The organism is Streptomyces marispadix (assembly GCF_022524345.1).
GTDB lineage: Bacteria > Actinomycetota > Actinomycetes > Streptomycetales > Streptomycetaceae > Streptomyces > Streptomyces marispadix.
In genome coordinates this window covers 346,342-360,275 of the sequence record NZ_JAKWJU010000002.1, presented here as the reverse complement: position 1 = coordinate 360,275, position 13,934 = coordinate 346,342, and the positions used below count along the sequence as shown (strand labels likewise).

Below are 13,934 nucleotides of genomic sequence, written 5' to 3'. Positions count from 1 at the left end.
CCTTCATAAGGACGTTCGCCAGTCGCCGGCATAGAGGGTCGTGTTGATCGCTGGTGAAATGGCCCGCACAGCGGGGCTGTTGGGATGACGGGCAAGGATCCGGCACAGGCGGGTGAGATCGCTGTGAATCGTCGCCGACTGAACGGCACTCGCCGCTCCGAGCAGTTCCCGGGCCAGATCGCAGGCGTGGTCGATCTCCCCGGCCATCGCCTGCGCGAGGGCGTGCCGAACGCCGTATCGCGTTCGCGCCCGCAGCGCGTGCGGCGGAATTCGGCTGATCTGCTCTTCGAGGATCCGTGCTGCCTTGTGCGGGCGGCCGAGGTCGTGCATGCACCACCCCGTCACCGTGGATACGGGGTCCGCAAGCGTCGTGGTCCCCAGTACGGGGGCCGCTGCCTGCGGCTCCTCGTGGCGGAGCAGCTCGCGGGCGCGGTCCAGGCAGCGCATGCACGCGTCGTAATCCCCGGCGAGGGCGTGGCCCTGAGCCTCACGCTGCCAGGCGAGGCCACGTATCCGCGGCGGCAGTGCCGAGCCCTGCGCCTGCTGGGCCAACGACACCGTCTGGCGGCCATCTTGCCGGTAGAGAGTGATGAGACCGCGCCGCACCAGCGCATACGCCGCCAGATCCGTGTCCCCTCCCTCCGCGGCAAGGCCGACGGCGCGGTCCGTCCACCACAGCGCTGCCGCGTCGTTGCCCGTCTCCTGTACGAGCCAGCCCACGTACTCGGCGTAGCGGGAGGCGAGACGCAGCAGGGCGTCGCGGCTGCGCGGGCCCGTGCGCGCGGACAGTTCACGCAGCGAGTGCGTCTGGGCGATGAGAGCGGGCAGCACGACCTCCGGGCTGGAGGTCTGGCCTAGGCGGCGGTACTGGTCGAAGAGCGAACGTGCGGTCTCCAGCAGGGTCGCGCCTCCGGTCTCCGTGGCGGGGCCGGCCGCCGCCGCGCTCGTGCCCAGCCCGACGGCCGCTGCCGCCCCGGCAGCTCCAGCAGCCATCACCTGCCGTCGGCCCATCGGCTGGAACCAGCTCGGCCCGTCTGCTGACAGATGCATCAGCCACACCTCCTCCTTCCCCCGTTCCTCGTCGGCGGCCGGCAGTTTCGCCGGCGGCTGCTCCGGTAAGAGCGACAGCAGCTCCCCGCCCGCCCGGAGCCTGGCGTCGCACAACCGGGCGAGTTCGGCGCTCGGGGTCTTCAACCCGCGTTCGACCTTGCTGAGTTGTGCCTTGCTGTAGTGGACGTGCTGCGACAACTGGCCGAGCGACAGCCCGGCTTCGAGGCGCATGCGACGCAGTGCCGGTCCGAATGGGAGTTGTTGCTCAGGCACGTGTTCCTCCGTGACCGTCCGCCCAGGGTCCGGCGTCACGATGAGCCAGCGTGTCGAAGGCGTCCCGGGCGAACAAGACGAATGGGGTGTTTCCCGTTTCCCGTACGAAGACAAGAGCAACGGGCCAGGCGTTGTCGAGACGGGACGGACGGCATTCGGACAGCCCGGCGGCGCGCCTCGCTGTCGGCGTCGTCTGCTATGACTGAACGCTGTGAGCAGCGACGACGGGCAGCGGGAGATCTCCGGGGAGGCGCCGGAGCAGCTTGCTCTGCTGCGGGAGACCGTACGGAAGCGCAAGCCGCCGAAGGCGAAGCCGAGGACGTGGCGCGGGGCGGCGCTCGCCGGGGAGCTGCCCGTGGCGCGGGTGCTGGTGGACAAGGGGCTGGTCCACCTCGACCGCTACTTCGACTATGCGGTGCCCGCCGCGATGGACGAGGAGGCCCAGCCCGGGGTGCGGGTGAGGGTGCGCTTCGGGGCGGGGGAGAAGGAGGGGCGGCGCGAGGGCGGGCGTCTGATCAACGGTTTCATCGTGGAGCGGGTCGCGCAGAGCGACTATCCCGGTGCGCTGGCGCCCATCGCGCAGGTGCTCTCGCCGGAGCGGGTTCTCACGCCCGAGCTGATCAGGCTGTGCAGAGCGGTCGCCGACCGGTACGCCGGTTCGCTCGCGGACGTGGTGCAGCTCGCGGTGCCGCCGCGGATGGCTCGTGCCGAGAAGCGTCCCTCCCCGGAACCCCGTCCGGCGCCGGGGCCGCCCGAGCCGGGGACCTGGGAGCGCTATCCGGAGGGGCCCGGTTATCTGGACGCCCTGGCCGGCGGTGCCACCCCGCGTGCCGTGTGGACTGCGCTGCCCGGACCGCACTGGCCGGAGGAGTCGGCCCGTGCGCTGGCCGCCGCGCTCGCCTCGGGAAGGGGGGCGCTGGCGGTGCTGCCCGACGGGCGCGCGGCGCAGCGCGTAGACGCCGCGCTCACCTCGCTGCTGGGCGAGGGACACCATGTGCTGCTGACCGCCGAGTCGGGCCCCGAGGAGCGCTACGCACGCTGGCTTGCGGTGAAGCGCGGCTCGGTGCGTGCCGTGGTGGGTACGAGGGCGGCGATGTTCGCGCCCGTACGCGATCTCGGTCTGGCCGTGCTGTGGGACGACGGGGACGCCGCCCTCAGCGACGACCACGCCCCGCAGCCGCACGCACGGGAGGTGCTGCTCCAGCGGGCCGTCACCGAGCGGGCGGGCTTCCTGCTCGGCGGGCACGGCTGCACCGTCGAGGGCGCGCAGCTCGTCGACTCGGGCTGGGCGCGGCCGCTGGAGGCGGGGCGGGAGACGCTGCGCAGGACGGCGCCCCGTATCCGTACGGTCGGCGAACTGGACGAGGCACGGGACGCGGCGGCCCGCACGGCGCGGCTGCCCAGCCTCGCCTGGTCCACGGCGCGGGACGCCCTGCGGCACGGGCCCGTGCTGGTGCAGGTGCCGCGTAGGGGCTACGTACCGAGGCTGGCGTGTGAGCAGTGCCGTGCGCCTGCCAGGTGTCCGCACTGCTCGGGGCCGCTGGAGGCGCTGGAGGAGGGCGGCACGCTGCGCTGCGGCTGGTGCGCCCGCGACGTTCCGGGCTGGCACTGCGGGCAGTGCGGCGGCACCAGGCTGCGCGGCAGGGTCTTCGGAGCGCGGCGTACGGCCGAGGAGTTGGGGCGGGCCTTCCCTTCGGTGCCGGTGCGTACGTCGGGACGGGAGCAGGTGCTGGACAGCGTGCCGGGCACTCCGGCGATCGTCGTCTCCACGCCGGGCGCGGAGCCCGTGGCGGAGGGGCCCGGCTATGCGGCGGCGCTGCTGCTGGACGGCTGGGCGCTGCTGGGGCGCCCCGATCTGCGCGCCGGTGAGGAGGCGCTGCGGCGGTGGCTCTCGGCGGCGGCGCTGGTACGGCCTGCGGGGGGCGCGGAACTGGGCGGGTCGGCCCCCGAGCCGGAGCCCGGACCGGAGCCGGAGCCCGAGGCCGAAGGTGGCGACGGAGCCGCTCACGGCGAGCGCAGCGGCGATGGTTCCGCGCCCGGGGAAGCCGAGGTGCCGACGGACGCGGGGGGCACGGTGCTGATCGTCGCCGAGCCCACGCTGCGGCCCGTACAGGCGCTGGTGCGCTGGGACCCGGCAGGCTTCGCGGTACGGGAGCTGGCGGACCGTGCGGAGCTGGGCTTCCCGCCGGTGGCGAGGATGGCGGCCGTCAGCGGATCGGAAGAGGCCGTGGCCGGGCTGCTCGCGCAGGCCCGACTGCCCGACGACGCCGAGGTGTTGGGCCCGGTGCCGCTTCCCGTGATGGAGCCCGGACGGCCGCGCCGCACGGGCGATCCGCCGGTGGGGGAGCAGTGGGTGCGTGCGCTGGTGCGGGTGCCGCAGGGCTCGGGAGCGGCGCTGGCGTCGGCGCTGAAGACGGCGCACGTCGCACGGCTCACGCGGCGGGAGGCGCCGGTGCAGATCCGGGTGGATCCCCCGGACATCGGCTGACGTCAGGCTCCCGTCGATGCCGGTTCGCGGCGGGTGCCCGCTCGTACGGATCTCTTACGCAGCGCGTCCGAAGTCCGCTGCGCCGCGGCACAGTCGGGCATGGGCGCACGCAAGTGGACGTCGGCGCGGGTCACTTGGACATGGCACCGCCCGGCGGCGCGGACAGCGCACACCGGGCGGTGGAGCAACGGCCGTGGAGGAGTCAGCCGTTGCGGGGGCCGGGCAGGGCCCCCGGCCTGTGGCCGCGGTCGCGGCCCGGCTGACCGGGCACCGGCCGCGCAGCGGGCAGCGCGCCCCCGGGCGAACCGGCGGTCCTGGGCGCCGAGTTGGGCGACGAGGCGGCGGGCGCGGGAAGTTGAGCGCCGCCGTCCGGCGACGCGGAACCCGGAGCGCCGGACGACGGGCCCGGCGTCCGCCCGGCCGGCGTGGGAAGCGCGGCCGGGGAGGCCGGTGTCTCGCCCGACTGCCCGCTGCCGTCGGTCAGTTCACGCGAGTTGTTGCGGCGCGATCCGTAACGGCGGTGCACCGCCTGCTTGGTGACGCCGAGCGCGGACCCCACCGCGTCCCAGGAGAATCCCAGCGACCTGTCGAAGTCCACCGCGGCGGTCACCAGCGTCTCCACGCTATCCCGCAGCTCCTGCGCGAGGCGCACCGTCGGGGCGGGAGCCCGTCCGTAGACGACGAAACCCGCGGACGGTGCGGACCGTCGCGGGCGGTAGACATTGCCGAGTTGGGCGGTGAGGGTGCGCAGCGCGTCCACCTGCCGGCGGACCCGCTCGATGTCCCGTACCAGCAGGTGCAGGCTGGCCCTCGCCTGTGCGTCGTGGGTTGCGTGGTCGGCCATGAACAAGCCTCTCGAACCGTCTTGCAGGGAACAGGAGCCGCGGAAACGGCTCGTTTCGGGTCAATATGACTTGACCAACGCGGCAACTGCGGCCCGGGTCACGCCCGTAGATGACGTGGTTGGGACGGCAGGGGTGCGCGGCAGTCCGTACGCCCCCTCAGGCGGCGCAATATGACGGAATGTGAGGCCCGTAGACTTGCGCGTCGTCGTAAGCGACCGCGGGGTGCGCTCCGTGGACAGCACGTTCAGTGAGAGGTGTTCACCACCGATGAGGCTCGTCTTCGCCGGCACTCCCGAGGTGGCCGTGCCCGCCCTCGACGCACTGATCGCCTCGGAGCGGCACGAGGTGGCGGCCGTGGTGACACGGCCCGACGCACGTGCCGGGCGCGGGCGCCGCCTGGTCCCCAGCCCCGTGGCGCAGCGTGCGGAGGAGGCGGGCATCGAAGTGCTCAAGCCCCCCGGCCCCGGGACGAGGAATTCCTCGACCGGCTACGGAAGATCGGCCCGGACTGCTGTCCCGTCGTCGCCTACGGTGCGCTGCTGCCGCGCGTCGCCCTGGACGTGCCCGCACGCGGCTGGGTCAATCTGCACTTCTCCCTGCTTCCCGCCTGGCGCGGGGCGGCGCCCGTGCAGCATGCGCTGCTCGCCGGTGACGAGATCACCGGCGCCAGCACCTTCCTCATCGAGGAGGGCCTGGACTCGGGCCCGGTCTACGGAGTCGTCACGGAGAAGGTGCGTGAGACCGACACCAGCGGCGACCTCCTGACGCGTCTCGCCTTCGCGGGTGCCGGACTGCTCGCCGCCACCATGGACGGCATCGAGGACGGCACGCTGCACGCCGTACCGCAGTCCGAGGAGGGCGTCTCGCTCGCGCCGAAACTGGAGGTCGAGGACGCCCGCGTCGACTGGGCGGCACCGGCGCTCAGGGTGGACCGTCTCGTACGGGGCTGCACTCCGGCGCCGGGGGCGTGGACCCTCTTCCGGGGGGAGCGGCTGAAGATCCGTTCGCTGACCCAGCGTCCGCAGCACCCGGTGCCCGAGGACGTACGGCTGGGTCCCGGCGAGCTGCTCGCGACCAAGAACTCCGTGTGGGCGGGCACCGGTTCGCATCCCGTCGAGCTGCTGTGGGTGCAGCCGCAGGGCAAGAAGCCGATGAGCGCCCCGGACTGGGCGCGCGGCGTGCGGGTCGAAGAGGGCGAGAAGCTGGGGGAGCCGAAGACGGACGGGTAGCGGGCGCCGGGCGGAAGCGGCACCTGCGCTGCGGCCCGGCCGCCCGCATCCGCCGGGGCCCGCCCGCGGGCGTACGCTGGCAGGGCGCCCGGCGGTCGCCGCCCGGTGCAGGGTGCATCGCCTCACCCCCCGCCGCATTTCGTCATCGCAGCAGCCCGGAGCACTTTTCCCGTGAGCAATCGGCAGCGCCGCCCGGCCAAGCCCTATCGCCGCCCCCGCAAGGACCCCGTACGCATCCTCGCCTTCGAGGCGCTGCGCGCCGTCGACGAGCGCGACGCGTACGCCAACCTCGTACTGCCCCCGATGCTGCGGAAGGCGCGCGAGGAGGGGCGGTTCGACGCCAGGGACGCGGCGCTCGCCACCGAACTCGTCTACGGGACGCTGCGCCGCCAGGGCACCTACGACGCGATCATCGCCGAGTGCGTGGACCGTCCGCTGCGCGACGTCGACCCGCCCGTGCTGGACGTGCTCTCCCTCGGCGCCCACCAGCTCCTGGGGACCCGCATCCCCAGCCATGCCGGAGTGAGCGCCACCGTCGAACTCGCCCGGGTCGTACTGGGCGACGGGCGCGCCAAGTTCGTCAACGCAGTCCTTCGCAAGATCGCCGCAGAGGACCTGGACGGCTGGCTGGAGAAGGTCGCACCGCCCTACGACGACGACCCCGAGGAGAACCTGGGCATCCGGCACGCCCATCCGCGGTGGATCGTCTCCGCGCTGTGGGACGCGCTCGGCGGCGGCAGCGCCGGCATGGAGGAGCTGCTCGCGGCGGACAACGAGCGGCCCGAGGTCACTCTCGTCGCCCGCCCCGGGCGCGCCACCACCGAGGAGCTGCTGAACGGCGACGCCGTTCCCGGACGCTGGTCCCCCTACGCCGTGCGGCTCGCCGAGGGCGGCGACCCGGGCGAGGTGGAGGCCGTGCGGGAGGGGCGTGCGGGAGTGCAGGACGAGGGCAGCCAACTCGTCGCGCTCGCACTGGCCGACGCCCCGCTGGAACCCGTGGACGGCGAGGAGCCGCCCCGCGACGAACGCTGGCTGGACGCCTGCGCCGGGCCCGGCGGAAAGGCCGCACTGCTCGCGGCCCTCGCCGCCCGGCGCGGCGCCGTGCTGCTCGCCGCGGAGAAGCAGCCGCACCGTGCGGGGCTCGTGCGCGGCGCCGTCGAGGGCAACCCCGGCCCGTACGCGGTGGTCGCGGCGGACGCCACCCGGCCCGCCTGGCGCCCCGGCGTCTTCGACCGGGTCCTCGTGGACGTGCCCTGTACGGGGCTCGGTGCGTTGCGGCGCCGACCCGAGGCACGCTGGCGGCGCCGCCCCGAGGACGTGCCGGGATTCGCGCCACTCCAGCGGGATCTGCTGCGGCAGGCGCTGAACGCGGTGCGCACCGGCGGCGTCGTCGGCTACGCGACCTGCTCACCGCATCCCGCCGAGACCCGCGCCATCGTCGACGACCTCGTCAAGGAGACGGGAGCCCGACTCGTCGACGCCCGGCCGCTGCTGCCCGGCATGCCCGCCCTCGGCGACGGTCCCGACGTACAGCTCTGGCCGCATCTGCACGGCACGGACGCGATGTATCTGGCGCTGCTGCGCCGTACGCACTGACTGGCACCCGCTGAGCCGTACGCGACGACTCGACGGCCCGGTCTGCGAAGCCGTGAACCGGCGTCAGCGGCCCTGCCATCGGGGCGGGCGCTTGGCGAGGAAGGCGGAGACTCCTTCGCGGAAGTCCCGGCTGCCGTAGCACAGTTCGTAGAGGTCCTCCGCCGAGCCGGGCGCCGAGGCGGCCAGTACGCGGCGGTCGGCCTCCTTCAGCGCGGCGAGGGTCAGCGGCGCACAGCCCGCGATGCGGGCGACGAGCCGTGCGATGTGCCGGTCGAGTTCGCCGCCGGGGTCCGCCGAATCACCGTCCGCCGAATCACCGTCCGCCGAAGCACCGCCCCCGGCGCCGTCCGCGCCCGCGATCGCCGACACGAAGCCCGCCTCCAACGCCTCCCGCGCGCCGACCAGTTCGGCCGTCAGCAGTGCGCGCAGCGTACGGGCCCGGCCCAGGCACGCGTACATACGGGCCACGACCGCCGGTGCGAGACAGTTGCCGAGCGTACGGGCCACCGGTGCGCCGAAGACGGAGTCCGGCGTGCACACCACGATGTCGCAGCAGGCGGCCAGCGCGAACCCGCCGCCCACCGCAGGTCCTTCGACGGCCGCGATCACCGGCATGCGCAGCGCCGCCAGGCGCTCGACGGCCCGGCCCACGCGCCGCTCGTATGCGATGCCGTCGGCACCGGTGAAGTCACGGAACTCCCGGATGTCGGTGCCCGCCGCGAACGCGCGTCCCCCGGCGCCCCGCAGCACCGTCACCCTGACGTCCGGCGACGCGTCGATCTCCTCGCACGCCTGGTGCAGCCGGTCGTACATGTCGAGGGTGAGGGCGTTGCGGCGGCCGGGGTTGGAGAGGACGACACGGGCCGCCGACCCTCCGGTGCCGGGCACCTTCTCCTCGCTCCAAGTCACCGACGGCGGGTCCTCGGTGCGTCCTTCGACACGGGCGTGCTCGTCGACGCTCATGCGTCCCCCAGGAGTTCGTCGTTGTGCTCGCCGAGGAGCGGAGGATGACGGCGCAGCCGTGCCGGAGTGCGCCCGAGCTTCACGGGGAAGCCGAGGACCTGCTTCCGTCCGGCGACGGGATGGTCGTACTCCTCGACCATGCCGCGGGCCTGGGCGTGCGGATCGCGGTCGCCGCCGAGTATCGACGCGTAGTCGAGGATCGGCCCGGCGGGGACACCGGCGTCGAGCAGCGCGGCGACGACGTCGTCGGTGCGCTCCGCCGCCAGCCGCCCCTCCAGCAGGGCGATCAGCTCCTCGCGGTGGGCCATGCGGGCCGTGTTGTCGGCGAACCGCTCGTCGTCCGCGAGGTGTCGAAGCCCCAGCGCGGTACACAGCCGCTCCCACAGGCGCTGGTTGTTGGCGGCGATCGTGACGTGACCGTCCGCGGTACGCACCGCCTGGTACGGCGCGGACATCCGGTGCGCCGAGCCGAGCGGCCGCGGTGCCTTCCCGGTGGAGAAGAACTCCGTCGACTCCCATACGGACATCGCCAGCACCGCCTCGTACAGCGAAGTCTCCAGGTACTGGCCCTCACCGGTGCGGGTGCGGTGGACATACGCGCCGAGGATGCCGACCGCGCACAGCATCCCGGCACCCAGATCACCCACGGGCAGGCCGCACTTGACGGGCGGCCCGCCGTCCTCGCCGGTGACGGAGAGGGCACCGGCCATGCTCTGGGCGATGAGGTCGTAGCCGGGACGCCCGGCGTACGGGCCGTACTGGCCGAAGCCGGAGATCGAGGCGTAGACGATGCCGGGCCGCATCTCGCGCACCGCCTCGTAGCCGACGCCGAGCCGGTCGGCCACCCCGGGGCGGAAGTTCTCGACCACGATGTCGGCGTCGGCGACGAGCGAGCGGAAGCCGCGACTGCCCTCCTCGGAACGCAGATCGAGCGTGACGGAGCGCTTGTTGCGGTTCAGGGCGTGGAAGGAGGGGCTGTCGTGGCCGGGTTGCGGCGAGTCCCAGGAGCTTCGGACCTGGTCGCCGGTTCCCGGCGGTTCGACCTTGATCACGTCCGCGCCGAGGTCGGCGAGGAGCATCGTGCAGTACGGCCCGGCCATCACCTGGGTCAGGTCGATGACGCGTACGCCGTCGAGGGCGCAGGGGGAGGGCTGGACGGTCACCGGGAGGCGCCTCCTTCGGGGACGGCCGCGGGGTCTTCGGCGCCCACGCCTTCACCGGGCAGCGCGGCGCGCACCAGCTCCACGGGGTGCCAGGCGCTGCGGCGGGTGCCGTGGAAGATCTGCTGCCGGCAGGAGACACCGCTCGCCGCGACGACGGTCTGCTCGCCCTCGGCGCCGATCGCCGGGAAGAGGCGGTCGTTGCCGACGGTCATGGACGTCTCGTAGTGCTCGGACTCGAAGCCGAAGGAACCGGCCATCCCGCAGCAGCCCGCGTCCAGTTCGACGACTTCCGCGCCGGGGATCCGCTTCAGCAGCGCCACGGTCGCCGCGGTGCCGACCTCGGCCTTCTGATGGCAGTGGCCGTGGTACAGGATGCGTCTCCCGGCGGGCCAGGCGTCCGGGTCGAGCCGTAGGCGCCCGTCGTCGAGTGCTTCGGCGAGCAGTTCCTCGACCTGCCGTACACGGCCGGAGACGTCCGCCACGGCCGGATCGTCCGGGAGCAGCGACCGGTGCTCGTCGCGCAGCGTCATCAGGCAGGAGGGCTCGCAGCCGACGACGGGGGAGCCGGGCGGTGTGGTCTCGGCGAGCAGCCGGGCCAGCCCGCGTGCCTGGTCCTTCGCCTTGTCGAGCAGGCCCTTGGAGAAGGCGGACCGGCCGCAGCAGCCGCGGCTCTCCAACGCGACCTGCCAGCCTGCCAGTTCGAGCAGTTCGACGGCGGCGCGGCCGATTCCCGGCTCGGTGTAGGTGGTGAAGGAGTCGGCGAGGAAGGTGACGGTGCCCTGCGGGGCCGCCGCAGACCGGGGCCCGGGGGACCGCGTCCCAGGGGCCGCCCCCGGCGGCTGCTTCCGCCCCCGCCGCCGGAACCAGCTCACCAGGTCCCCCCGTACGTACACAGGCAGCGGCCGGAACGGGGTGATGCCCAGCAGGCGGTCCAGCAGCCGCCGCAGCAGCGGCAGGCGCCCCGGGAGGTTGGACAGCGGAGCCGTGGCGGACCCCAGCCTGTTCAGGACGCGGATCGAGGCGAACAGCCGTGATCTGCGCGGGACTCCGTGCTCGTCGTGGTGGTGGGCGAGCGTCTCGGCCTTGAGCGTGGCCATGTCGACGCCGAGGGGGCACTCGCTCTTGCACGCCTTGCACATCAGGCACAGGTCGAGGACCTCGTGGAGGCGTCCGTCGCCCAGCGCCCGGTGGGGATCGGGGTCGGAGAGGGCCTTGACCAGGGCGTTGGCCCGGCCGCGGGTGGAGTCCTCCTCCTTGAGTGTCGCCATGTACGAGGGGCACATAGTGCCGGAGCCGTCCTTGCGGCACAGCCCGATGTTCATGCAGCGGTCGGCGGCGCCGCGCATGCCGCCGACGACCTCGAAGTCCAGGCGGGTACGGAGCGGACCGGCGGGCGGCAGCGCGGGGTCGCGGAGGTTGTCCGTCATCGAGGGAGCGTCGACGATCTTGCCGGGGTTGAGCCGGTCGTCCGGGTCGAAGAGGCCCTTCACGCGCCGCATCGCCTCGTACAGCTCGTCGCCGAAGATCTCTCGGTTGAACTCGCTGCGGGCCAGCCCGTCGCCGTGCTCGCTGGAGTTGACGCCGCCGTACTCCCTCACCAGGTCCTTGATCTCCTCCGCGACGGACCGCATGGTCGCGACCTGCGACGGGTCGGCGGTGTCGACGAAGGGGCGGATGTGCAGGCAGCCCACCGAACAGTGGCCGTAGAAGCCCGCGTTGAGGCCGTGGCGGTCAAGGACCTGCTTGAACCGCCTCGTGTACTCGCCCAGCCGGGCCGGGTCGACGGCGGTGTCCTCGATGAAGGCCAGCGGGCGGCGGGTGCCCTCGCTGGCGGCCATCAGCAGCCCGAGGCTGGACTTGCGCACCTTCAGCAGCGAGCCCTGCTGCTGCGGGGTGACGGCCTGAAGGGTGTGGTAGCCGTGGCCGTGGCGCTGCCACAGGGCGGTGAGCCGCTCAAGCCTGCCGACCAGTTCCCGCTCGTCGTCGCCGGTGAAGCTGACGAAGAGCAGGGCCTCCGGGTCGCCTTCGAGGATGCTGCCCAGCGACGCGTACTCGATCTTCTGCCGTGACAGGTCGAGGATCGTACGGTCCATCATCTCCACGGCCGCCGGATCGCAGGCCAGCGCGTCCTCGGTGGCGGCGATCGCCCCCGCGACGGAGGTGAAGTGACCGACGGCGATGACCGTACGGGCGGGCTTGGGCACCAGGTCGACGAGTGCCCGGGTGGCGAGTACGAGCGTGCCCTCGGAGCCGACGACGAACTTCGCGAGGTCGAACCCGGCGTCCTCGCCGGCCAGTCTGTCCAGCCGGTAGCCGCAGGCCCGGCGCCAGAACCGGGGCATTCCCGCGGCGATCGCGGCGGCGTTCTCCCGGACGATGTGCGGGAGCTCGCGGTACAGGCGGCCCTCCAGCGTCGGCAGGGCCGCGCGCTGCTCGCGCACCGCCTCGTCGACGGGGGCGAAGCGGGCGGGCGTGGCGTCGGAGAGTACGACGTCGAGTTCGCGGACGTGGTCGATGGTCATGCCGTAGCGGATGGAGCCGCTGCCCGCGGAATTGTTGCCGATCATCCCGCCGACTGTGGCGCGGTTGCTGGTGGAGGTGTCGGGGCCGAACATCAGGCCGTGCGGTGCGGCGGCACGGTTGAGCTGGTCCTGCACGACGCCCGGCTCGACCAGTGCCGTACGCCGGTCCGTGTCGATCTCGACGATGCGGTTCATGTGGCGGGACATGTCGAGCACGAGGCCCGGCCCTATGGTCTGGCCCGCGAGGGACGTACCGGCGCCACGGGGGACCACCGGGACACCGGCCTCGGCGGCGGCGCGTACCGCGGCCTGTACGTCGCCGGCGTGCCGGGGGAAGACGACACCCAGCGGCTTGATCGCGTACATGCTCGCGTCGCGGGAGAAGAGGTGCCGGGTGTAGTCGTCGAAGAGGACCTTGCCTTCGACTTCGGCGCGCAGCCGGGCCTCGACCCCGCGGGCCGTGCCGTCGGCGGCTGCGGACGGGGCGTCGCCGCTGATCGCTGTCATGTGGTGCGAACTCCAGGTACTCGGGGGGAAGTTGAGGCAGCCGCGCCAGGGCCGAAAGAGGCAGGGCCGAGGGGCTGGACCGGGGCGAAGGAGCCTGCGCAGGCGCCGCGCCCCCTGCGGATCACTCGGCCCGCAGCCGGTCCAGAGCGGCACCGAGACCGCCCGAGTCGACCGGCACACCTGCGAGTTCGAGTCCCATCTGCACCCCGGCGAGCGTCCCCGCAAGGGTCAGGTCGTTGAGCCGGCCCAGATGCCCGATGCGGAACACCCGGCCCGCCAGCCGCCCGAGTCCCGCTCCGAGTGACATGTCGAACCGCTCCAGGATGATCTCGCGCAGCTTGTCCGCGTCGTGTCCCTCCGGCATCACCACGGCCGTGAGCGCTCCGGAGTGCTCACGTTCGTCCAGGCTGAGCACCTCCAGCCCCCAGCCGCGCACGGCGGCGCGGGTGGCGGCGGCATGCCGTGCGTGCCGCGCGAAGACGTTCGGCAGGCCCTCCTCGCGCAGCAGGCGCAGCGCTTCCTCCAGCCCGTAGAGCAGGTTCGTCGCCGGGGTGTACGGGAACGAGCCCTGCCGGTTGGCCTCGATGACCGGCTCCCAGTCCCAGAAGACCTTCGGCAGCCGCGCCTTGCGGCGTGCGGCGAGAGCCTTGTCGCTGACGGCGTTGAAGCTCAGACCCGGCGGCAGCATCAGGCCCTTCTGCGATCCGGCCACGGTGACGTCGACGCCCCACTCGTCGTGCCGGTAGTCGATGGAGCCGAGCGAGGAGACGGTGTCGACGAGCAGCAGCGCCGGATGGCCCGCCTCGTCCATGGCGCGGCGGATCTCCGGGACGCGGCTGGTGACGCCGGTCGACGTCTCGTTGTGCACCACGCAGACGGCCTTGATCGCGTGCTGTGTGTCGGCGGCGAGCCGTTCGGCGAGCGCCTCGGGGTCAGCGCCGTGGCGCCAGTCGCCGGGGACGAAGTCAGTGGCGGTCTCTACGCCCAGCGAGTCCGCCATGCTCCGCCAGAGCGTGGAGAAGTGCCCGGTCTCGAAGCTGAGTACGCGGTCGCCGGGGCTGAGGGTGTTGACCAGGGCGGCCTCCCAGGCGCCCGTCCCGGAGGCCGGATAGATCACGACGGGCCCGGAGGTGCCGAAGACCGGCCCCAGCGCCTCCAGCAGACGCAGCGTCAACTGACGGAACTCCGGGCCGCGATGGTCGATGACGGGCGCCGAGATCGCGCGAAGTACCTGGTCGGGGACGTTGGTCGGGCCGGGGATCTGAAGGAAGTGTCGACCGGTACGCGGCGTCATGGCC

At 73.2% G+C, this 13,934-nt stretch carries 9 protein-coding genes and 1 pseudogene; 3 read left to right on the top strand and 7 right to left on the bottom strand.

All coding sequences use genetic code 11. The features are described from left to right. Nucleotides 1-3: 3 nt before the first annotated feature. Complete coding sequence (locus MMA15_RS01565; protein WP_308290489.1) at nt 4-1,323, bottom strand: helix-turn-helix domain-containing protein; 1,320 nt, start codon at nt 1,321-1,323, stop codon at nt 4-6. A gap of 211 nt (nt 1,324-1,534) precedes the next feature. On the opposite strand from MMA15_RS01565, the gene MMA15_RS01560 reads away from it, so the two are divergent. Next, a complete protein-coding gene (locus MMA15_RS01560; RefSeq protein ID WP_241057137.1) occupies nt 1,535-3,811 on the top strand; it encodes a primosomal protein N' in 2,277 nt (758 codons plus the stop codon). Nucleotides 3,812-3,813: 2 nt separating this feature from the next. On the opposite strand, the gene MMA15_RS27730 is transcribed toward MMA15_RS01560, so the two are convergent. Beyond that, nucleotides 3,814-3,945 carry a hypothetical protein gene (locus MMA15_RS27730; RefSeq protein ID WP_277399986.1) on the bottom strand — a complete coding sequence of 44 codons (132 nt, stop codon included), beginning with the start codon at nt 3,943-3,945 and terminating at the stop codon, nt 3,814-3,816. A 68-nt stretch (nt 3,946-4,013) separates the two neighbouring features. Beyond that, nucleotides 4,014-4,655, bottom strand: coding sequence for a hypothetical protein (locus MMA15_RS01555; protein ID WP_241057136.1), 642 nt, complete (start codon nt 4,653-4,655; stop codon nt 4,014-4,016). 268 nt (nt 4,656-4,923) lie between these two features. Here MMA15_RS01555 and fmt point away from each other — a divergent pair. After that, nucleotides 4,924-5,885 (top strand): annotated as a pseudogene (gene fmt / locus MMA15_RS01550) (methionyl-tRNA formyltransferase). A gap of 171 nt (nt 5,886-6,056) precedes the next feature. Then, nucleotides 6,057-7,481, top strand: a complete 1,425-nt coding sequence (locus MMA15_RS01545; RefSeq protein WP_241057135.1) for an RsmB/NOP family class I SAM-dependent RNA methyltransferase — start codon at nt 6,057-6,059, stop codon at nt 7,479-7,481. A gap of 63 nt (nt 7,482-7,544) precedes the next feature. Here MMA15_RS01545 and MMA15_RS01540 read toward each other — a convergent pair whose 3' ends face one another. From MMA15_RS01540 to MMA15_RS01525, 4 genes are all read right to left on the bottom strand, one after another. Continuing rightward, nucleotides 7,545-8,444, bottom strand: coding sequence for an enoyl-CoA hydratase-related protein (locus tag MMA15_RS01540; RefSeq protein WP_241057134.1), 900 nt, complete (start codon nt 8,442-8,444; stop codon nt 7,545-7,547). Beyond that, on the bottom strand, nt 8,441-9,607 hold the full coding sequence (locus tag MMA15_RS01535; RefSeq protein WP_241057133.1) for a CaiB/BaiF CoA transferase family protein: 1,167 nt from the start codon (nt 9,605-9,607) through the stop codon (nt 8,441-8,443). The genes MMA15_RS01540 and MMA15_RS01535 overlap by 4 nt, the downstream gene beginning before the upstream one ends. Further along, nucleotides 9,604-12,636 carry an FAD-binding and (Fe-S)-binding domain-containing protein gene (locus MMA15_RS01530; protein ID WP_241057132.1) on the bottom strand — a complete coding sequence of 1,011 codons (3,033 nt, stop codon included), beginning with the start codon at nt 12,634-12,636 and terminating at the stop codon, nt 9,604-9,606. The genes MMA15_RS01535 and MMA15_RS01530 overlap by 4 nt, the downstream gene beginning before the upstream one ends. A gap of 121 nt (nt 12,637-12,757) precedes the next feature. After that, on the bottom strand, nt 12,758-13,930 hold the full coding sequence (locus MMA15_RS01525) for a pyridoxal-phosphate-dependent aminotransferase family protein (protein ID WP_241057131.1): 1,173 nt from the start codon (nt 13,928-13,930) through the stop codon (nt 12,758-12,760). Between the last annotated feature and the right edge of the window lie 4 nt (nt 13,931-13,934).